This window comes from Gemella haemolysans (assembly GCF_012273215.1).
Lineage (GTDB): Bacteria > Bacillota > Bacilli > Staphylococcales > Gemellaceae > Gemella > Gemella haemolysans_A.
In genome coordinates this window covers 172,277-194,559 of sequence record NZ_CP050965.1, presented here as the reverse complement: position 1 = coordinate 194,559, position 22,283 = coordinate 172,277, and the positions used below count along the sequence as shown (strand labels likewise).

Genomic DNA, 22,283 nt, shown 5'->3' with positions numbered 1-22,283 from the left:
TTTTATTTCTTCGGTCTTGTTTCAGGGAAAGTAAAAACAAAAATAATATAGATTACACTTCCTAATAAATAGAACAGGATTGAAGTAGAGTATCCCATATGATTTAGTACTAAACTCCATGTAAAGTTAAATAATGTATAAATTGCATATCCAAATGCCCAGAAAATTCCAAACATTATAGTTAACCTTTGTGAATTCATATTCGGCAACTCATAAGGTAAGTTTAGATATACAGGATATTGTGAGTACATGAAAAATCCAGACAGACTGAACATAGTATATGCTAAAATAACATTAGTTGATACTAAAAATAACCCTAATCCCATAAATCCAATCATTAATACACCATGAGCTATTAAAAATGGTTTTCTTCTGAAATTTAATTTTCTAGTAACTAATAAACTAAAAATAGTTCCAATAATTCCACCTACTGTTACAGTTAGGATCATAAACTCTGGTTTAAATTGAGCATTTTTTGCATGTTCAGCTAATACCCTAGGTAATGATACTAATGGCATTACATATAAGAATAAAAATCCACCAAACCCAAGTGAAAACACATAAATGAACTTATCTTTAAATCCATCGGCATAAGTATATTTTTTCACTTCTTCTTCATGTACAACTTCTTTTGATTCAATTAATAGTTTATATACAAAATAGTTTGGATGTTTCCATGTAATTGTTGGTTCAAAATCACGAGAGAATATTAACCAACAGACAAATAAGATTATACTAAAAATACTAAATCCTATCATTGTATAACGCCAATCGTCTACAAAACGTTCCTTGAAAAGCAGGAATAATATAGCAACCAAAGCAGCTCCTACATTGTATGCTGCGGTAATGATTGCACTAGTCATTATCTTCTTATCATTTGGTATAAATTTCGCCACAAATGAATTTATGAAAACTATAATCATTGATCCACCGAATGCCATTATCATTCTAGATATTGTATATAGCCAATAGTTATGAGTAAATATAGCAAAAAATGAAAAACATAAACAGAATAATGCTAACATTGCAGCTTTTCTCGGATGTAATCTAATCAAAATAAATGCTGCTAATAAATTAGCTATAATTCTAGCAATCGTAATTGTATAGTTGACAACTTCAGATATTATAGGTGATACTTTCTCACCATTAAAATAATGATCTGTAATCTGCTTTGATAAGTTTGATCCTGCTACCCAGTTTGTAGCAAACACTACATACGCAGTAATTAGCAGTACAAACATAATTATTCCTTGCCTTCGAGTAGGCGAATTTAATGATAGTTCCATTAATATACCTCTTTCTTTTTCTTCTAAAATTAGTACACCTACACGGTGTTATAATACTGTTTTTTCGAATACTATATTAGTTTAATATAAACATTCAGAAAATGCAAGAAAAATATACTATTTGCATTACGTTTTCATGAAAATATTTTTAAAATTAAAAAAGACTAATATCAATGTATTAATCTTTTTTTCTAAATAATTTTTTTAATGATAATACCGGCTTGTTCCTTACTATCTTGTCATTACCAATAAATTCTCTCATTTCTTTTAAACACTTTCCAGAATTTTTGACTATAAAATTGAAACTTCCAGCTCTTTTTGTATCGATAAAAAATCCTCTGATATATTTATCTCTAAAAAACATCTGTGCTCGTACTTTTTCAATCTCAGCCCAAGGTATTTGAATATAATCTTCCGGATTTCTATGATTATAAAACTCGAAAGCTTTATCTCCTACCATCACATCTCCATGCTTGTTTCCAATTGATCCAGTAAGACAATTAGCTTTCGTTGTATAAACTACCTTAGTATTCATAGATACTACCATACCTAACACCTCCACTCTATTTTGTTTACTAATTTTAAAAAGGAAGTTGAGACATCTTGCCTCAACCTCCTATGCTTTATTACATTACACCAGCTACGTGAGCAATTACACCTAAAGCGAATAATCCAAAGATTATTACTACTGGGCTTACTTTACGTTTTAATAACCACATACATACGAATGTTAATAATAACGCTGCAAATCCAGGAATAAGTTGATTTAAGTTATCTTGTAATGTTGTAACTTTTTCTGGTGTTAATGAGAACTTACCACTTGTTGCTTTTGTAACAATATCTTGTAATACTTCACCAGTAATGTGTGTTCCTTTTTCTGGGAAATGAATAAATGCTTTTTCATCTAATTGTACTTTAGAAACTACTAATGGGAAACTGATGTTAGTCCAACGTTGAACTAAGATACCCATTACGAACATACCAAGGATTGAAGCTCCTTTAGTAATTGTTTGTAAAATACCACCTGAAAGGTCACTTGTAATTTCAGAACCTTTTTTATATCCGAATTCTTGTGTATACCATAAGAATCCAATACGGATTAAGTTCCATGCGATAAAGAAGAATAATGGTGCAATAACTGAACCACCAGTTGCTAATGAAGCTGCGATAGCTCCAAGGATAGGACGAATTGTAAACCAGAATACTGGATCCCCAATACCTGCTAATGGTCCCATCATACCAACTTTAACCCCTTGGATTGCCGCATCATCGATATCAGCTCCATTTGCTTTATCTTCTTCTAAAGCAAGTGTAACCCCTAAAATTGGTGCTGCAATATATGGGTGAGTGTTAAAGAACTCTAAGTGACGTTTTAATGCTTGTGTAGCATCTTCTTTATTTGGATATAGTTTTTTTAGTGCCGGGATTAATGCGAATGCCCAACCACCATTTTGCATACGTTCATAGTTCCATGAACCTTGAAGGAACTGAGAACGTAACATTACGCTACGACGATCTTTTTTACTTAATGTAATTTTTTTCTCTGACATTTTGTAGTTCCTCCTTATTAATAATCATTTAAGATATCGCCTAGTGGATCTCCAGATGAAGTATTTCCACTTCCGCCGCCACCTTTGTTTTTAGAAAGGTTTAGGTAGATAATTGCTAAACATAATCCGATAATACCAGTTGCGATAAGTGTTAATTCGCTAATTGGTGCTAATGCGAATCCTAAGAAGAAGAATGGCCATACTTCTTTAGTTGCCATTAGGTTAATAACCATCGCAAAACCAACTGCAACTACCATTCCTCCACCGATTGCCATACCTTCAGTGAACCATTTTGGTAAAGCTTCAAGAGCTTTTTGAACTACTGATGATGGAATAAACATTAATAACCCTGCTGGAATAGCAACACGTAATCCTTGAGCTGCAAGAGCTACGTAGTGCCAAAATTCAACTCCACGGAAGTTACCGTGTTCTGCCGCACGGTCAGCTTGGTGAACGATAACTACTGATAATGTACGAACAACCATTGTAAGTACAAGTCCTACTGTAGCTAATGTAACAGCCGTTGCGATAGCGATAATACGTCCTTCAGCTGAGAAGTCACCAGCTTTAATGAAAATAATAGCAGATGCTACTGATGCTAATGCTGCATCGGGAGCAACCGCAGCTCCAATATTAGCCCATCCAAGTGCTAATAATTGAAGAGCTCCACCTAAAATAATACCTTCTGATAAATGTCCTGTTGCTAAACCGATTAAAGAACAAGCAATAATTGGTTGATGGAATTGGAATTGGTCTAAGATACTTTCCATACCAGCTAATAACGCAACAACAAGGACTAATATAACTGCTAGAATACTAAATTCCATAGTGTCCTCCTAATTACTATTAAATTATAATTTTAAACCTTCGCTAGATTTAGCTTCAATAAGTTTGAATAAATCTGACGGTGAATCGTTAGATACTTTACGTACATCAAATTTAACACCTAAATCACGAAGTTTTTTGTATACTTCTACATCTTCTTGATCTAATGATAATACGTTGTTAATTTGAACTTTACCAACAGAGTGAGCCATAGAACCAATGTTTAATTCTGGAATCTCTACTCCTTTTTCGATTACTGCAAGAGCATCTTGTGGTGTTTCAAATAATAATAATGCTTTTGTATCACCAAATCTCGGATCATTATAAACTTGAACAAGTTTATCTAATGGAATTACGTGTGCGCGTACTCCTGGAGGAGCTGCTTGTTCAATAAGTTTTTTACGTAATTCGTCTTTTGATACTGAGTCTGAAACTACAATAATTCTGTTTGGATGAGTTGCTTTTGTCCAGTTAGTTGCAACTTGTCCATGTAGTAGACGAGTATCGATACGGGCTAATACAAAATCAATTTTCCCGTTTCCTAATACTGTACCTTCAGGAATTTCTCCTTGAGGGGTTGCTGTTGTACTTTCAGCTACAGCTGCTTTAGGTTGTAGTTCTTCAGGACGAACTTTAACCCCATCAATAGCTGTTGGTGTGATTGCTTTTGCAATCTCGTGAGCTGTTGTCATAGTGAATCTACTAGCATATGCTTCGATAAGCATTGGTAAGTTTAATCCTGCTACGATTGCTCTTTTCTCTGGTGCTTCTTCAAATAACTTGTTAGCTTGGTTAAATGGACTTCCACCCCAAAGATCGACAAGGAAAAGAATTTCTTCAGAATCTACTTTAGCAATAGCTTCTTGAAGTTTTCTTTGCAAGTCTTCAGGTCCTTCACTTGGCATAAATACAACTGATTCTACTTTTTCTTGTTCACCAAAAATCATAGAACCTGATTGTTTAATTCCAGCAGCGAATTCACCGTGACTCGCGATGATAATTCCTACCATCTTAGTACCTCCTTTTATATAATACTTATTTTATTATGACGTGTATACCTTTGCATACAAATAGATTATATCATTTATTAATTTTTTTGTAAATGTTTTAGTTTCTTACTTTACAAATACTGAAATCGATTTCTATTTTATAAGATAAGATATAAAACATATTTTTTTTTATTAGTTAATTATAAAAAGTATTAATATAGCTTTTGTAAGTTAAATTAAGTCATATTTTACTCACTCTATATGTAAATTTTTATTTTAAAAATAATGACATGAAAATATTATTTTCAACCTTTCATAATATTCTTTGTATTTTTCTATAATATAAAAACGGGAGTGACTCAAAAATCGTGATTTCAAAATCGATTTTATCGAGTCACCCCCGCACAGTTTATTAGATATCTAAAAAGCTTTTCTTTTCTAAAGCGATTTTAGATATCAATAAAGCACTGCGTCTATGAGTTCTCATATACACTTTGTTAAAATTTAGGTCTTTTGGGTCAGACCCATTCATTAACTAATTATCAATTATACTTGTATTATTTAATATTTCTTTCCGGGAATAACATTTTTAGTACATTTAATGATAATCTTCTTGATTTACCTGAATGTGGATAAATATGCATCATCATCATAGGATTAAAATTAGCCTCAATAACACCATAATTTTCTCCATTTATTTCTTCTGTTATATCTGGAATAATCAAGTCAACTCCACATACTTTAGCCATCATAGCATCAGTAATTTCTACAGCTAATTTTTTATAACTTTCATGAACATCATCTGTCATATCTACAGAATCTCCACCTGTGCTTATATTAGAGTTCTCTCTAAGATATGCGATCTTATTCTCTGGTAATATAGAATCAAAATTTAATCCTTGTTCGGCTAATTGTAATTTTTCAATTTCTTCTAATTCAATTTTTTTCAGTGGAGTTTTTTTCGCATCTCCTCTTAAAGGATTAGAATTTTTTATCTCAACTAATTCTCTGATTGTATGTTTTCCATCACCAACTACATTAGCAGGAACTCTTAATAATACAGCTTCTGTTTTTCCTTCAATTACGAAAAATCTATACTCTGTTCCTTCTATAAATTCTTCAATTAATATATCTTTATCTTCTTTTAATGCAAATTCAACAGCTTTTGAATAGTTTTCTAACGAATTTGTTCCATTTTTAAATATCGTTATACCTAATCCAAAATTAGTGCTTTTTGGTTTTATAACTATTGGTTTATTTTTTATATAATTAAACTTCTGAATTGCTTCATCTAAACTAGAGACCTCATATCCTTTAGGTACTCTAAAACCTTTTTCAGCAAGAACTTTCTTTGTTACTACTTTATTTTCCATAATTAATGGAGAGATATAACTATCTTTACTCGTCATATTTCCATTTTTTACATATTCAATATGCTCTTTATTTTCTAAACGAATAAATTGATCATTTTCATCAATTACATCTACTTTAATTCCATTTTTTATAGCATCTTCTATTACCGCCTGTGTAGAGAGTTCCATGTTAGCAAAAGCACTTAATGAATAGTATTCTCTTAATGCCTCTTCTTTATATTTTTTAGCAAGTTCGATACCAACTCTAGACATATTGTTATCTTTTTCATACTCAGCTAATAACTTAGCTCCTAGAGTAATTTTTGGATTTTGTAGTTCTTCTATTTTTTCATCGATTAATTTAATATCATTATCAAATAAACCTAATTCCTTAACTAGTTCTTTCATTTGATTTAATAACCATATTCCTTCTTCCTCATAAGGAACATTTTCATATGGATGAGTTAATGCGACATTTTCACTATACTCATAACCTAATGATTCTGAAGTTTCTTTATTTACTTCATCTAACCAAACTAATGTTTTTAGGAATAAATGAACAAATCTTATATCTTTTTCTAAAATACCAAAAGGTGTAAATGGATTTAAATCGAAAAGACGGAATTCCATATATTTAATACCTTCTTTAGGAAACTTCACGATAGTATCAGCTCCTCTAAAGCGAACGCTAGAGTAAAATTCTTTTTCAGCTATTAGATTCCCATTTTTCACATAACCTGTAATATCTTCAATATATTTTTCTAATGAACTATACGATACTTTAATATCATCATCGTTAACATAACCATACCGACTAGTACGTAAACTTCTCACATAATGATCCGGTTTTATTCCATTTGTAAAATACTTATCTTCAGCTAATGGAGAAGCTCCATATAAGTATATTAATATCCATTGATATCTAATAAATTGTCTTGCTAATTTTAAATAAATTTCATTTTTTACACTAACCAAATCTTCCTTAGTGATTTCTGAAATTTTCTCCATAAACTTATCATCAAGTTGGAAATTATAGTGAATTCCTGAGACCATTTGTTTATATTTTCCATATTTTTTTACTAAATACTCTCTATACTCTACATCGATTTTTTTCTCAAATTGAGCAACTCTTATATCCTTTTCATCTGGTAGTATAGCTGGAATACTTAAAGGCCATATGAATTCATCAGCAGGCATATTTTTAAGTGTAACCTCATGAACTGCATTTAATACTCTAAGAACATCTTTTTCACTGTTTTCTGGAGTTGTAATAAGTTCAACTTGTGATTCAGCAAAATCTGTCTGTATATATGGATTTTCATGACGTACTCCAAATACTTTTGGATGATCAGTTTTTGAAATCGTACCATCGTTTAAGATACGTTGTCCCTCTTTTTCTAAACCGATTTTTACATTAGTAAATATCTCTTCTAAATTATTATTTTTAATTAAATCTCTAATTATCATATTTTATCACTCTCTACATACAATCTAGTTACATTCTATCTTATCATAAATATACAATTTATAATAGAAATTAAACTCAAAATAAAGTATATTATTACAAACACTTACAATATACTTCCTCTTATGTTATAATCAAATTACACTGAAGAAAGGGGTATGAAATTCGATAAATAATCGTATTTCTTATAATTACATGATTAAATTAATTGCTAGCGATATGGATGGAACTTTATTAAATAGTGACCACAAAATCCCAAATGAAAATGTAGAACTTATAAAATTTGCACAAAAAAATGGAATTCAATTTGTAGTAGCTACCGGAAGAGCCTATTATGAAGCATTACCTGCATTAAATGATGAAAATATAAAGTGTGATGTTATAAGCTTCAACGGGGGAATAATATACGATAAGAATGGGAATATAATTAATATTACTCCAATGAAATTAAAAGATTTATACTATACAATTGAAATATTAAAAAGTTTAGAAATAAGCTATCAACTTTATACAAAAAATACCATTTATACAAATAGTATAGAGACTGATATAACTGCATATATCGATCTAATACGAGCAAATGGTGAAGAACCAAATGAACAACACTTAAGACGAGAAGCTAAAAATAGACTCGCATTAGGTCATATTACCGAAGTTGATAATATAGAATTATACTTAAATCAAGAAGACAATCCTGCTATTAAAGTAATTGGAATATCAAATGACTTAGAAAAATTAAAACATGCAACTGAACTACTTTCAGGAAATGAGAATATAAGCGTTACTTCATCAGGAGCTAATAACGTAGAAATTATGGATAAAAAAGCTACAAAAGGTGAGGCATTAAAAATAGTCGCTGATATACATGATATCAACTTAAAAAATGCTATTGCTATAGGTGATAACCTTAATGATCAAGCAATGCTAGATATAGTTGAATATAGTATTGCAATGAAAAATGGAAATAAAGAACTACAAAATAATGCTAAATTCATCACTGAAAAAACAAACTCTGAAGGTGGTGTAGCCGATTCAGTTATGAAACTACTAAAAGAAAAAAATGAAATCTATGAAGATATCAATCAAACTCTAGTAGAAGCCGCTATAGAAGCAACAAAGTTTGCGTACGTTCCATATTCAAACTTTAAAGTTGGTGCAGCAATACTCGCAGATAATGGAAAAATATACACTGGATGTAATATAGAAAATGCAAGCTATTCTCCTACTAACTGTGCAGAAAGGACTGCAATATTCAAAGCTGTTAGTGAAGGAGTAACAAAATTCAAAAAAATTGCAGTTGTAGGTGGTCCAAACGGTAACCTAGAAAACTACTGTCCTCCTTGTGGAGTATGTCGACAGGTTATATCTGAATTTGCAGATGAAGAATTTGAGTTAATTCTAGGAACATCAAAAAACACATATGCAGTATACAACTTTTTTGAAGAAGTATTACCACTTAGCTTCACAGCAAAAGAATTAAAAAAATAATAAAATTAAGAGCAGTTCTAATATACAGAATTGCTCTTAATTATTATATATAATGTTAATAAAAAAAGTCGTAACATATGTTACGACTTGGTTAAGATGACCCGTACGGGATTCGAACCCGTGTTACCGCCGTGAAAGGGCGGTGTCTTAACCACTTGACCAACGGGCCAAAAATATAAAAGGCTAATTAACTTAGCCTTTTATTCAATTAATGAGCCATGAAGGACTCGAACCTTCGACCCTTTGATTAAAAGTCAAATGCTCTACCAACTGAGCTAATGGCTCATGGCTGGGATACCTGGATTCGAACCAGGGGAATGACGGAGTCAAAGTCCGTTGCCTTACCGCTTGGCTATATCCCAATATTAGAATGGTGGGAAGAAGTGGATTCGAACCACTGAACCCTAAGGAGCGGATTTACAGTCCGCCGCGTTTAGCCTCTTCGCTATCTTCCCGACTTATTTAAAATGGTGGAGGTTAACGGGATCGAACCGCTGACCCCTTGCTTGTAAGGCAAGTGCTCTCCCAGCTGAGCTAAACCTCCGTTCAAATGGTGACCCGTACGGGATTCGAACCCGTGTTACCGCCGTGAAAGGGCGGTGTCTTAACCACTTGACCAACGGGCCAAAAAAATGGCTCCACAGGCAGGACTCGAACCTGCGACCCTCTGATTAACAGTCAGATGCTACTACCAACTGAGCTACTGTGGAATAATAAGCCTAAAGCATAAGCTAAAGACCTCAAAAGCCTGGCAACGTTCTAGTCTCACAGGGCGTAAGCCCAACTACATTCGACGCTAAAGAGCTTAACTTCTGTGTTCGGTATGGGTACAGGTGTGTCCTCTTCGCTATCGCCACCAGACGAAAACTTCATATACATATTATATCATCTTTTTTCTTTTTGTCAACAGTTACCTTCAAAGAACTTTCACTTGATTAAGTCCTCGACCTATTAGTATTAGTCAGCTGAACACGTTACCGTGCTTACACTCCTAACCTATTCTCCTTGTCGTCTTCAAGGGGTCTTAATATCCGTGGGAAATCTCATCTCGAGGGGGGCTTCATGCTTAGATGCTTTCAGCTCTTATCCCTTCCGTATTTAGCTACCCAGCTATGCCACTGGCGTGACAACTGGTACACCATTGATACGTCCATCCCGGTCCTCTCGTACTAAGGACAGCTCCTCTCAAATTTCCTACGCCCACGACGGATAGGGACCGAACTGTCTCACGACGTTCTGAACCCAGCTCGCGTACCGCTTTAATGGGCGAACAGCCCAACCCTTGGGACCGACTACAGCCCCAGGATGCGATGAGCCGACATCGAGGTGCCAAACCTCCCCGTCGATGTGGACTCTTGGGGGAGATAAGCCTGTTATCCCCAGGGTAGCTTTTATCCGTTGAGCGATGGCCCTTCCATGCGGAACCACCGGATCACTAAGTCCTGCTTTCGCACCTGCTCGACTTGTAAGTCTCACAGTCAAGCTCCCTTGTGCCTTTACACTCTGCAAATGATTTCCAACCATTCTGAGGGAACCTTTGAACGCCTCCGTTACTCTTTGGGAGGCGACCGCCCCAGTCAAACTGCCCACCTGACACTGTCTCCCGGTTTTCTATGCCGAGGGTTAGAATTTCAATACAGCAAGGGTAGTATCCCAACAACGCCTCCTCATACACTGGCGTGCATGATTCTTAGGCTCCTACCTATCCTGTACATACTGCATCAAAATTCAATATCAAGCTACAGTAAAGCTCCATGGGGTCTTTCCGTCCTGTCGCGGGTAACCTGCATCTTCACAGGTACTATGATTTCACCGAGTCCATCGTTGAGACAGTGCCCAAATCGTTACGCCTTTCGTGCGGGTCGGAACTTACCCGACAAGGAATTTCGCTACCTTAGGACCGTTATAGTTACGGCCGCCGTTTACTGGGGCTTCAATTCATACCTTCGCTTACGCTAAGCACTCCTCTTAACCTTCCAGCACCGGGCAGGCGTCAGCCCCTATACTTCACCTTACGGTTTTGCAGAGACCTGTGTTTTTGTTAAACAGTCGCTTGGGCCTATTCACTGCGGCCTACTCTCGTAGGCACCCCTTCTCCCGAAGTTACGGGGTCATTTTGCCGAGTTCCTTAACGATGGTTCTCTCGCTCACCTTAGAATTCTCTTCCCAACTACCTGTGTCGGTTTGCGGTACGGGCACCTCTTATCTCGATAGCGGTTTTTCTTGAGAGTTTGGCTTCATTGACTTCGCTACTATATTTCGCTCCCCATCACACTTCAGTCTTACAAGCAGCGGATTTGCCTACTACTCAACCTTTGTGCTTAGACGTCCTATTCCATCAGGACGATCAATTAGCCTCCTCTGTCCCCACTTCTCTCAAACGATATTTGGTGGTACAGGAATTTCTACCTGTTGTCCATCGGCTTCACCATTCGGCTTCACCTTAGGTCCCGACTTACCCAGAGCGGACGAGCCTTCCTCTGGAAACCTTAGTCATTCGGTGGATAGGATTCTCACCTATCTTTCGCTACTCACACCGGCATTCTCACTTCTAACCTCTCCACCTCGCCTTACAGCTCAGCTTCTATGATGTTAGAACGCTCTCCTACCATATAACATTAGTTATATCCGCAGCTTCGGTTGTATGTTTAGCCCCGGTACATTTTCGGCGCGATGTCACTCGACCAGTGAGCTATTACGCACTCTTTAAATGGTGGCTGCTTCTAAGCCAACATCCTGGTTGTCTGTGCATCATCACATCCTTTTCCACTTAACATACAATTTGGGACCTTAGCTGGCGGTCTGGGCTGTTTCCCTTTCGACTACGAACCTTATCACCCGCAGTCTGACTCCCGTTGATATTTATCTGGCATTCGGAGTTTGTCTGAATTCGGTAACCCGGGATGGGCCCCTAGTCCAAACAGTGCTCTACCTCCAGTAAACTCACAACGAGGCTAGCCCTAAAGCTATTTCGGAGAGAACCAGCTATTTCCAAGTTCGATTGGAATTTCTCCGCTACCCACAGCTCATCCAAACACTTTTCAACGTGTCCTGGTTCGGTCCTCCATTCAGTGTTACCTAAACTTCAACCTGGCCATGGGTAGATCACTTGGTTTCGGGTCTACTCCATCATACTATTTCGCCCTATTAAGACTCGCTTTCGCTTCGGCTCCATGTCTTCCACTTAACCTCGCATGATAAAGTAACTCGCCGGTTCATTCTACAAAAGGCACGCCATCACCCCCGAAAGGGCTCTGACTACTTGTAAGCACACGGTTTCAGGTTCTCTTTCACTCCCCTCCCGGGGTTCTTTTCACCTTTCCCTCACGGTACTGGTTCACTATCGGTCACTAGGTAGTATTTAGCCTTACCAGATGGTCCTGGTAGATTCCGACGGAATTCCTCGTGTTCCGCCGTACTCAGGTGCTCTCTCTCGCCAACTTAGCATTTCGTATACAGGACTTTTACCTTCTACGGTCTAACTTTCCAGCTTGTTCTACTATACTTCGTCATACGATTTGTTGAGAGTCCTACAACCCCAATATGCAAGCACATTGGTTTGGGCTCCTTCCTTTTCGCTCGCCACTACTAAGGAAATCGATTTTTCTTTCTCTTCCTACAGGTACTTAGATGTTTCAGTTCCCTGCGTTACCTCGCTTTCGCGTACCGCCCTTTTAAAAACGGTGGGTTCCCCCATTCGGATATCTACGGCTCTTTGCTTACTTACAGCTCCCCGTAGCATTTCGTCGTTTGTCACGTCCTTCATCGGCTCCTAGTGCCAAGGCATCCTCCGTGCGCCCTTTACTACTTAATCGTGTGTAGCTTTTACGCTTCGTTCTTTTCCTTGAACTCTTTGTGAATAAGTTTTACAACTTACTTACTTTTTTCTCGGTTTTGTAAATCTGTTTTTAATTTATAGAAAATTATTTTTGATCTAATATATATATTCAGTTTTCATTGTGCTTGAGTATTCTTTGAACACTCAAAACTAAACGAATTATCAACGTATTCCTTATCCTTAGAAAGGAGGTGATCCAGCCGCACCTTCCGATACGGCTACCTTGTTACGACTTCACCCCAATCATCTGTCCCACCGTGACCGGCTCCCTCCTAAAAGGTTAGGCCACCGTCTTCGGGTGTTACAAACTCTCGTGGTGTGACGGGCGGTGTGTACAAGACCCGGGAACGTATTCACCGCGACATTCTGATTCGCGATTACTAGCGATTCCAGCTTCATGTAGTCGAGTTGCAGACTACAATCCGAACTGAGAATAGTTTTGTGAGGTTTGCTTACTCTCGCGAGCTCGCTTCTCTTTGTTCCTATCCATTGTAGCACGTGTGTAGCCCAAGTCATAAGGGGCATGATGATTTGACGTCATCCCCACCTTCCTCCAGTTTATCACTGGCAGTCTATCTAGAGTCCCCATCTTACTGCTGGCAACTAGATATAAGGGTTGCGCTCGTTGCGGGACTTAACCCAACATCTCACGACACGAGCTGACGACAACCATGCACCACCTGTATCTGTGTCTAACCAAAGGTCAGAACAACACAATCTCTTGTGTCCTCACAGTATGTCAAGACTTGGTAAGGTTCTTCGCGTTGCTTCGAATTAAACCACATGCTCCACCGCTTGTGCGGGTCCCCGTCAATTCCTTTGAGTTTCAACCTTGCGGTCGTACTCCCCAGGCGGAGTGCTTAATGCGTTAGCTGCAGCACTGATCTCTTATGAGACCAACACTTAGCACTCATCGTTTACGGCGTGGACTACCAGGGTATCTAATCCTGTTTGCTCCCCACGCTTTCGCGCCTCAGTGTCAGTTACAGGCCAAAAAGCCGCCTTCGCCACTGGTGTTCCTCCTAATCTCTACGCATTTCACCGCTACACTAGGAATTCCACTTTTCTCTCCTGCACTCAAGTTTAACAGTTTCCAATGACCCTCCACGGTTGAGCCGTGGGCTTTCACATCAGACTTATTAAACCACCTGCGCGCGCTTTACGCCCAATAATTCCGGACAACGCTTGCCACCTACGTATTACCGCGGCTGCTGGCACGTAGTTAGCCGTGGCTTTCTGGTTAGGTACCGTCTCTACTGTGTATAGTTACTACACAATCATTCTTCCCTAACAACAGAGCTTTACGAACCGAAATCCTTCTTCACTCACGCGGCGTTGCTCCGTCAGGCTTTCGCCCATTGCGGAAGATTCCCTACTGCTGCCTCCCGTAGGAGTCTGGGCCGTGTCTCAGTCCCAGTGTGGCCGATCACCCTCTCAGGTCGGCTATGCATCGTCGCCTTGGTAGGCCTTTACCCCACCAACTAGCTAATGCACCGCAAAGCCATCTCATAGTGTTAGCAAAACCAACTTTTAAACATCAACCATGCAGTTAATGCTGTTATCCGGTATTAGCTATCGTTTCCAATAGTTGTCCCAGTCTATGAGGCAGGTTCTTTACGTGTTACTCACCCGTTCGCCGCTAAGTTTTTCTAGTGCAAGCACCAGAAAAACTTCGCTCGACTTGCATGTATTAGGCACGCCGCCAGCGTTCGTCCTGAGCCAGGATCAAACTCTCCAAATAAATTTGTTAGCTTGATTAGCTCATTAAAAAGTTTTATAGTTTCTTTTTAAAACTGTCCTTTTTTGGAATTAACGTTGACTTAATTCGTTTAGTTTTCAATGTTCAAATCGTTGCGATTAACAACTTTTATATTTTAACATTTTTAAATTTCTTTGTCAAGTCTTTTTTAGAACTTTTTTTAAAAATGTTTTTTCGTCTTCATTAGAAGACTTTAATTATTTTATCATTTCTTCGAATGTTTGTCAAGAAGTTTTTTATATTTTTTTGAACTTGTTAACCGTTTACTTCGTTGAAATAATAAGCGTTGTCTTGTTTCAAGACGTTTATAAGTTTATCATTTCTTTTTTATTTTGTCAAGAAGTTTTTTATATTTTCTTAACTTTTAATTATTAGAAATCTTATATTGTTCGTCTTCTTCTTGAGAAGACTTTTACTATTCTATCATCAGTCTTTTATTATGTCAATACATTTTTAAAAAAAACTGAGGAAAAGTTTCTCTTTTCCTCAGTTTGAATCTTTCTATTAGTAAACTATTTTCTTAATAAAGAGATATTTAGCTCTAATAATTGCTCTAAATCTACTGGTGATGGAGCTTGTGTCATTGGATCTGCAGCATTAGCTGTTTTAGGGAATGCTATTGTGTCACGTAAGTTATCACGCCCTGCTAGTAACATAACAAATCTATCTAATCCTAAAGCACATCCCCCATGTGGTGGTACTCCATATTCGAATGCATCTAATAAGAATCCAAATTGCTCTTGAGCTTGTTCTTGAGTAAATCCTAATGCTTTAAACATTGAAGATTGTACTTCTTTATCGTAGATACGGATACTTCCTCCACCTAGTTCATATCCATTAAGTACTATATCATAAGCTTGTGCATAAGCTTTTTCTGGTGCAGTTTCTAGTAATTCTACATCTTCTACTTTCGGCATTGTGAATGGGTGGTGAGCTGCACTGTAACGCCCTTTTTCTTCATCATACTCTAATAAAGGCCAGTTTACTACCCATAGATAGTTATATTTATTTTTATCGATTAAATCTAAATCAGCTGCTAATTTTTGACGTAGTGCCCCTAATGATGCGTAACATACTTTTTTACTATCCGCAGCAAATAAGATAATATCTCCAACTTCTGCATCTACACGAGCTACTAATTCTTGAGCTACTTCATCTGTAAAGAATTTAGCAATCGCTCCGTTTAATCCTTCTTCTGTTACTTTAACCCAAGCTAATCCTTTAGCTCCATAGTTTGCAACATACTTACCTAATGCATCAATATCTTTGCGAGAATATTGCTCTGCACATCCTTTAGCTACGATACATTTTACTGCTCCACCTTGTTCTACTGCATTAGAGAACACTTTGAAGTCTAAGTTCTTCACAAGATCACTAACATCTTTTAACTCCATACCAAAACGAGTATCTGGTTTATCACTACCAAATCTTTCCATTGCTTCTTCATAGTCAAGACGTGGGAATGGTAATACTACATCGATACCTTTAACTTCTTTCATTACATGAGCAATTAAACCTTCTATCATAGTAAGAATTTCTTCTTGTGACATAAAGCTCATTTCCATATCGATTTGTGTAAAGTCTGGTTGTCTATCTGCACGTAAGTCTTCATCACGGAAACAACGAGCTACTTGATAGTATCTGTCAAATCCTGCAACCATTAATAATTGCTTAAATAATTGTGGTGATTGTGGTAAAGCATAGAATTCACCTGGGTGAACCCTACTTGGTACTAAGTAGTCACGTGCTCCTTCTGGAGTAGACTTAGTTAAAATTGGTGTTTCAACATCAACAAACATGTTGTTGTCTAAGTAATCTCTTGTTGCTTTAGTAATTTTTGAACGTAAGTGTAATACTTCTGCAAGTTCCGTTCTTCTTAAGTCAAGGTAACGATATTTCAGACGTAATTCTTCACTTGATAAACTTGCATCGTCTAATACGAATGGTAATGTTTTTGCTTTTGATAAAATTTCTAATTTATCAGCGATAACTTCTACTTTACCTGAAGCAATTTTCTCGTTTACAGTAGATTCATTTCTTAATACTACTTCTCCTTCAATAGAAACTACGAATTCGTTTCTTAAAGTTCCTGCTAGTTCATGTAATTCTGCATTTTTTTCTCCTGAAAATACACATTGAACTACACCCATTCTATCTCTTACATCGATAAAGATTAAGTTACCAAGGTCACGACGTTTACTAACCCAACCTTTTAACGTTACTTTTTTCCCTACATATTTTTCATCTATACGACCAGTGTATTCCGTTCTTCCGTATGCGCTCATTATTTTTCTCCTCTCAATTTTTCTTGTAAATAATCAACTATGTTTTCTAACTTAATTGTTTCTTGTTCAAATGATTTCATATCTTTTACGACAAGTGTTCCACTTTCTAGTTCACTTTGTCCAATTATTATAGAATATTTTGCATTGTATCTATCTGCAATCTTCATTTGAGCTTTCATTTTTTTATCAAAATAATCATTTTGTACACTATATCCAGCTAATCTTAAATCATTAGTAAGTTTGACTCCAGCATTTGAAGCTTCTTCACCCATAGCAACTACAAACACATCGATTGTATCATCTATAGGTAATTCAATATTTTCACTTTCAAGTGCTAATAATAATCTTTCAATACTTAAAGCAAAACCAATACCTTTTTTATCTTCCGGTCCATCTAACAATTTAATTAATCCATTATAACGACCACCACCACAAAGTGTTTTTAATTCTACTTCTGGATTATCTATCATAATCTCAAATGCAGTATGAGTATAGTAGTCTAATCCACGAACTAAATTATGATCAATTTCATATTTTACACCTAGCGCATCTAAGTGTTTAAGTACTTCTGCAAAGTATTGTTTAGACTCTTCACCTAGGTACTCTAATAATCTTGGTGCAGATTTAATAAGCTCGTGTTCAGCATCAACTTTACAATCCAATATTCTCATAGGATTTTTATAAAGTCTATTATTACAATCTTCACAGAATTCATTTATTCTAGGTTCAAAATGCTTAACTAACGCTTCATTATAGGCTTGTCTTTCTTCGGGATTTCCTAAAGAGTTAATACTTACTTTAATATTTTCTATCCCAAACATTCTATAAATGTTATAAGCTAAACTAATAACTTCAGCATCAATTTTTGGGCTCTCCTCACCGATGACCTCAACACCATATTGAACAAATTGACGATAACGACCTTTTTGTTTTCTTTCATATCTAAACATCGGCCCAACATAGTATAATTTTTGTGGTTGAATAGTTTTAGCGAAAAGTTTATTTTCAATATATGAACGAACTGTTCCAGCTGTACCTTCTGGTCTTAACGTTAAAGATCTATTCCCTTTATCCATAAAAGTATACATTTCTTTTTGAACTATATCTGTTGTATCCCCAACACCTCGACTAAATAATTCTGTTGATTCAAACATAGGTGTTCTTATTTCTTCATAACAGAAGTTTTTACTAATCTCTCTTAGTTTCCCTTCAATATACTGCCATTTCACACTTTCGTCTGGTAGTATATCTTGAGTCCCTCTTGGCATACTAATTACCATTTCTTTCTCCTTTCGATTTTTAATCATCCTGTGCATCCAATATAAATTAAAAATCGCCCCACATAGCTTTTAACTACATGGGACGATAACATACTTCGTGGTGCCACCCTAATTCATACCGGAATACCGATACCTTATTTTCTATTTATTAAATTTTACAAAAAGTGTTCTTTACTTTAATCATTAATATTTAATCTTTCAGCCTAAGGATCAAACTCTCTTTCTATTAAAACATAAAGTAAAATTCTTTTTACTATATTTTGTCACGGTTCTTTTAAATATATTATACCAAACTCATATCCTTGTCAAGAAATTATTATACTTTTTATTTTTAATCAGTATATTTACCGATATTTATTAGATTATTTTTCTACAAAATTCAACATTAATAGCTACTAATTATTTCACCATAATATAATTTTATACTCCCTTTATATACACATTTCATGTAGTTAGTTTAATTACTTATAATTTAATTCACTTGATTTTTTTTTCTTAACATTATACAATTAATTATAGTTAAAGACATTAAAGAAAGGAGCATAGCTCTTTATGAAAAAAATAATCTCTATTTTAATGCCTATATTAGTGATTTTTTTCTTAGTAGGAGGAACATATTACTATCTTACTTCAGAAAATAAAAATTTTAAAGAAGAACATTCAAAATATATATCATTAATAAATGATTCTCATGATTTCAATTCTGGTTTAAAAGGTCTTGAGACACTAACTACTGAAAAAGCAAAAGAAACATTAAGAAATATAGATAACGAAATTAACATCGCTAGTGAATTAGTAAAAATTGATACAGCGTTAAACAATGCTAATATTGAAGAAGCACACAATCATCTAAAACATGCTAAAAAGCTTAATACAGGTCATACCTTTACTAAGGCTATCACTTACTTAGAAGAACAGTTAGAAAACTACGATAATGCTCTTATCGAAATTTTAAAATTAGATTCGACTTCTCCTAACTATGCGGATCAAGTGAAAACAATTTTAGCAAAATATGAATTTAAATACAGTGCGTTAAAAGACAAACTTTTAAATTCAGAAACTTCAGAATTAGAACAAGATCACAAAACTAATGTTACTAAGAAAGAAGAAGAGAAAAAAGAATTAAGCAATAAGGAAGATTCTAAAAAAGAAAAATCATCTGAGAATAAAGGAAGCACTACTGGAAAACAAACTTCAGCTGATTCTAAAAAGACATCTTCTATACCTAATACAAAAATCCACCCACAAATTATCGGTCAACAAGTTCCAGAAACTTACAATACAATCCGATATACTCAAGAGGGAGCAACAAGTAGAAGTATAATAGAAAATGAGCTAAAAGGTGATATTTCTAACTTTACAAATGAAGAAATAGATGCTGCAATAGCAAGTTATAACGCAAAGAATCAAGGATAGCAAATTGTATCCTTGATTCTTTTTATTTATTTACAGATTTAGCTTATAGAAAATTTCTAGCACCTAGTTCTATAAGATAACTTTATTTTTCTACAGCGATAACTTCTATTTCTATATTTCCACCTAACGGTAAAGCAGCTACTTGGAATGCTGATCTTGCAGGAAGAACATCATTAAACTGTTCTGCATAAACTTTATTCACTTCAGCAAAATCAGCAATATCTTTTAATAATACTAATGATTTCACTACATGGTTCATAGAGCTTCCAGCTTCTTCTAATACTGCTTCAATATTTTTGAAAACTTGTTTAGCTTCCTCGATAACTCCACCTTCAACAATCTTTCCAGTTTCAGGATTAATACCTAATTGTCCTGAACAGAAAATTAGATTTCCTACTTTATTAGCTTGTACGTATGGTCCTACTGCTTTTGGCGCTTTTGGTGTATTTACTTCTGTTATTTTCATTTAATAAATCTCCTTTATTTATATTATAATTTTTTATATTAATTATTTAACGCTTGTTTTAAATCTTCGATTAAGTCTTCTGAGTCTTCTACCCCACAAGAAAATCTTAATAAAGTTTGTGTTACTCCTTGAGCTAACCTTTCTTCTTCACTCATACATGCGTGAGACATAGTTGCTGGATGAGAAATTATAGATTCTACCCCTCCTAAGCTAATTGCATAAATCGGAATTTTGATTTTTTTAAGGAACGTTTTTAAATCATCTTGTTCGAAAAATTCAAATGAAAAGACAGCTCCCCCCGAACTAGCTTGCTCTGTATGAATATCATAAAATTTACAACTTGTAAGATTAGGGTAGTATACTTTTTTAATTTTATCTTGAGTTTCTAAGAATTTAGTAAGAATTCTCGCATTCTCTACAGATTTCTCCATTCGTAATCCCATAGTTTTCATTCCTCGTAAGATTAACCAGGCATCTTCTACTCCTAAAATACCACCGAAATTCTTTTGTAATAAACAAATTTCACTCGCGATGTCCTCATTATTCGTAACTGCACAACCAGCTGTAACATCACTATGACCGTTAACAAATTTAGTTAAACTCTCTATTACTATATCACATCCTAAATCTAAAGGTTTTTGATATAAAGCAGTCATAAAAGTATTGTCTGCAACAGTTTTTATATTATGTTTCTTAGCAATTTCTACTATTGCCTTAATATCCGATACCTTTAACAAAGGATTAGATGGGGTTTCGATATAAATCATTGCAGTATTATCTTTAATAGTAGCTTCTAATTCTTCTAAATTTTGATAATTAATAAAACTAACTTCTATTCCATATTTTTTCAAAATTTTTGAACTAAATTGGAATGTTCCTCCATAAACATCTTTGGGTAATACTATATGTTCCCCACAATTCAATAGCATCAAAACAGTCGTTATTGCTGACATACCTGAAGCGAAAGCAAAACCAAATTTCGCTTTATGTAAATTAGCAACAGCTGCTTCCAAGGCTAATATCGTTGGATTCCCGAAACGACTATACGAATACTTACCACAATCTTTATATCCTTCTTTTTGGTCAAATGTAGTAACTTGATATTTAGGAATCGATGCTGCACCAGTATAATCATCTATTACAGGATATCCATGCAATAAATTAGTATTTACTCCTTTCATGAAATTATCCTCCTGATTTCCATTTATTTTTTACCTTGCAATTCAATTATAAAATATAATGAAGTATTTTTCAATAACTATAGTATTCGTTTTCATATTTTCTTTTCTTATAATTTCACCGTATAATTAAAAAAAAGCTATAACTAGATATAAAAATCTAATTATAGCTTTCTCATATTTCTAATTAAAGAACAACTACGTTAGCTGCTTGTGGTCCACGAGCACCATCTTCTACTTCAAATTCAACTTTATCGCCTTCTTTTAAAGTTTTGAATCCGTCTTTTTTAATGCTTGAGAAGTGAACGAAGATATCTTTTTCTCCTGCTACTTCGATAAATCCGAATCCTTTTTCCTCGTTAAACCATTTTACTGTACCTTGTTTCATAAGTTACAATCTCCTTTATATTTTTTATTATCAATAATCAATCGTATTCTTGCTGTTAAAGATAATAAATAAAATAAATGTGATATTGTGTTATTCACTTAAAAAACTTAGAACCTGTATTACAATTTTTACTATATGTTTTATTGACTTTCTTCATTATACTCTATTTAAAAAGTATATGCAACTAATAAGACTTATAAAATAAAAAAGCCTTTCGGCTCTTTTATTAAAACTCTTCTTCTTCAGTTGAGATATTGAATTTTGATACAATTCCATCATTGTCAAAATCGTAGACATCTTCAGTTTCTTCCATATCTTCTTCCTCGATTAGAGCATCTACTTCATCATGGATATCTTCTTGTTCTTCATCACCAAGTTCTTCAATATCATCTTCATCATCAATTTCAAATTTTTGAACACTTGGTTCAACAAAGTTTTTAATGTCTTCAACAAATAAACTATCTCTTAATTTCCAGCTTCCATCTTCAACACATACGAATCTTCCATCTAAGTTTAAGTCAGTGTAAAAGTATGCTGCTTGTGCTGTAAACTCTTCATCATCAACACTTCTTAATGGTTTAATATAGTCTAGGAAATCATAAATATTTAATTTTTCAATTCCTTCTTCTACCATATATGCATAACATAAATCTATTAGTGACATTTCCTTAATTTTTTCTGCGCTTAAATCTTTTAACTTTACCATTTATATTAGATT

The 22,283-nt window shown here is 35.0% G+C and carries 14 protein-coding genes, 7 tRNA genes and 3 rRNA genes; 2 read left to right on the top strand and 22 right to left on the bottom strand.

The window, feature by feature from the left end:
* Positions 1 to 2: 2 nt before the first annotated feature.
* The 6 genes from FOC48_RS00995 to gshAB form a co-directional block, all read right to left on the bottom strand.
* Positions 3 to 1,286 (bottom strand): MFS transporter, encoded by a 1,284-nt coding sequence (locus FOC48_RS00995; protein ID WP_003146807.1) that lies wholly within the window; start codon positions 1,284 to 1,286, stop codon positions 3 to 5.
* A gap of 178 nt (positions 1,287 to 1,464) precedes the next feature.
* Positions 1,465 to 1,833, bottom strand: coding sequence for a DUF956 family protein (locus tag FOC48_RS00990; protein WP_003146809.1), 369 nt, complete (start codon positions 1,831 to 1,833; stop codon positions 1,465 to 1,467).
* A gap of 79 nt (positions 1,834 to 1,912) precedes the next feature.
* On the bottom strand, positions 1,913 to 2,836 hold the full coding sequence (locus tag FOC48_RS00985; RefSeq protein WP_003146810.1) for a PTS system mannose/fructose/sorbose family transporter subunit IID: 924 nt from the start codon (positions 2,834 to 2,836) through the stop codon (positions 1,913 to 1,915).
* Positions 2,837 to 2,853: 17 nt separating this feature from the next.
* The gene (locus FOC48_RS00980) at positions 2,854 to 3,663 is read right to left on the bottom strand and encodes a PTS mannose/fructose/sorbose transporter subunit IIC (protein WP_003146812.1); all 810 of its coding nucleotides are present in this window, start codon (positions 3,661 to 3,663) and stop codon (positions 2,854 to 2,856) included.
* A gap of 24 nt (positions 3,664 to 3,687) precedes the next feature.
* A complete protein-coding gene (locus FOC48_RS00975) occupies positions 3,688 to 4,671 on the bottom strand; it encodes a mannose/fructose/sorbose PTS transporter subunit IIA (protein WP_003146813.1) in 984 nt (327 codons plus the stop codon).
* A 536-nt stretch (positions 4,672 to 5,207) separates the two neighbouring features.
* Positions 5,208 to 7,469, bottom strand: a complete 2,262-nt coding sequence (gene gshAB / locus FOC48_RS00970; RefSeq protein WP_003146815.1) for a bifunctional glutamate--cysteine ligase GshA/glutathione synthetase GshB — start codon at positions 7,467 to 7,469, stop codon at positions 5,208 to 5,210.
* A 193-nt stretch (positions 7,470 to 7,662) separates the two neighbouring features.
* Between gshAB and FOC48_RS00965 the strand changes: the two genes are divergently transcribed.
* The gene (locus tag FOC48_RS00965; protein ID WP_003146816.1) at positions 7,663 to 8,955 is read left to right on the top strand and encodes a cytidine deaminase; all 1,293 of its coding nucleotides are present in this window, start codon (positions 7,663 to 7,665) and stop codon (positions 8,953 to 8,955) included.
* Between the two features lie 97 nt (positions 8,956 to 9,052).
* Here the strand turns inward: FOC48_RS00965 and FOC48_RS00960 are convergent.
* The 12 genes from FOC48_RS00960 to hisS form a co-directional block, all read right to left on the bottom strand.
* Positions 9,053 to 9,124: transfer RNA gene (locus tag FOC48_RS00960), tRNA-Glu, on the bottom strand.
* A gap of 43 nt (positions 9,125 to 9,167) precedes the next feature.
* Positions 9,168 to 9,240 (bottom strand) — tRNA-Lys (locus tag FOC48_RS00955).
* 1 nt (position 9,241) lies between these two features.
* Positions 9,242 to 9,317 (bottom strand) — tRNA-Gln (locus FOC48_RS00950).
* Positions 9,318 to 9,326: 9 nt separating this feature from the next.
* A tRNA-Tyr gene (locus FOC48_RS00945) sits at positions 9,327 to 9,410 on the bottom strand.
* A 13-nt stretch (positions 9,411 to 9,423) separates the two neighbouring features.
* Positions 9,424 to 9,499 (bottom strand) — tRNA-Val (locus FOC48_RS00940).
* Between the two features lie 7 nt (positions 9,500 to 9,506).
* Positions 9,507 to 9,581 (bottom strand) — tRNA-Glu (locus tag FOC48_RS00935).
* Between the two features lie 7 nt (positions 9,582 to 9,588).
* A tRNA-Asn gene (locus FOC48_RS00930) sits at positions 9,589 to 9,665 on the bottom strand.
* A 36-nt stretch (positions 9,666 to 9,701) separates the two neighbouring features.
* A 5S ribosomal RNA gene (gene rrf / locus FOC48_RS00925) occupies positions 9,702 to 9,816 on the bottom strand.
* Between the two features lie 70 nt (positions 9,817 to 9,886).
* Positions 9,887 to 12,769, bottom strand: a 23S ribosomal RNA gene (locus FOC48_RS00920).
* A gap of 208 nt (positions 12,770 to 12,977) precedes the next feature.
* Positions 12,978 to 14,534, bottom strand: a 16S ribosomal RNA gene (locus tag FOC48_RS00915).
* The 16S, 23S and 5S rRNA genes sit together here with 7 tRNA genes alongside, the layout of an rRNA operon.
* Before the next feature lie 530 nt (positions 14,535 to 15,064).
* Positions 15,065 to 16,837: an aspartate--tRNA ligase gene (gene aspS, locus FOC48_RS00910; protein ID WP_003147856.1), complete on the bottom strand. Its 1,773-nt coding sequence runs from the start codon at positions 16,835 to 16,837 to the stop codon at positions 15,065 to 15,067.
* Positions 16,837 to 18,117 (bottom strand): histidine--tRNA ligase, encoded by a 1,281-nt coding sequence (gene hisS / locus FOC48_RS00905; RefSeq protein WP_003147857.1) that lies wholly within the window; start codon positions 18,115 to 18,117, stop codon positions 16,837 to 16,839. Before hisS ends, aspS begins: the two co-directional genes overlap by 1 nt.
* A 552-nt stretch (positions 18,118 to 18,669) precedes the next feature.
* On the opposite strand from hisS, the gene FOC48_RS00900 reads away from it, so the two are divergent.
* Positions 18,670 to 19,533: a hypothetical protein gene (locus FOC48_RS00900; RefSeq protein ID WP_003147858.1), complete on the top strand. Its 864-nt coding sequence runs from the start codon at positions 18,670 to 18,672 to the stop codon at positions 19,531 to 19,533.
* Positions 19,534 to 19,615: 82 nt separating this feature from the next.
* Here FOC48_RS00900 and FOC48_RS00895 read toward each other — a convergent pair whose 3' ends face one another.
* From FOC48_RS00895 to rpoE, 4 genes are all read right to left on the bottom strand, one after another.
* Positions 19,616 to 19,999 carry a RidA family protein gene (locus FOC48_RS00895; protein ID WP_003147859.1) on the bottom strand — a complete coding sequence of 128 codons (384 nt, stop codon included), beginning with the start codon at positions 19,997 to 19,999 and terminating at the stop codon, positions 19,616 to 19,618.
* A 38-nt stretch (positions 20,000 to 20,037) separates the two neighbouring features.
* Positions 20,038 to 21,180, bottom strand: a complete 1,143-nt coding sequence (locus FOC48_RS00890) for a trans-sulfuration enzyme family protein (RefSeq protein ID WP_003147860.1) — start codon at positions 21,178 to 21,180, stop codon at positions 20,038 to 20,040.
* A gap of 184 nt (positions 21,181 to 21,364) precedes the next feature.
* Positions 21,365 to 21,565, bottom strand: coding sequence for a cold-shock protein (locus FOC48_RS00885; protein ID WP_003144740.1), 201 nt, complete (start codon positions 21,563 to 21,565; stop codon positions 21,365 to 21,367).
* A 226-nt stretch (positions 21,566 to 21,791) separates the two neighbouring features.
* Positions 21,792 to 22,271 carry a DNA-directed RNA polymerase subunit delta gene (rpoE, locus tag FOC48_RS00880; RefSeq protein WP_003147861.1) on the bottom strand — a complete coding sequence of 160 codons (480 nt, stop codon included), beginning with the start codon at positions 22,269 to 22,271 and terminating at the stop codon, positions 21,792 to 21,794.
* Positions 22,272 to 22,283 lie beyond the last annotated feature (12 nt).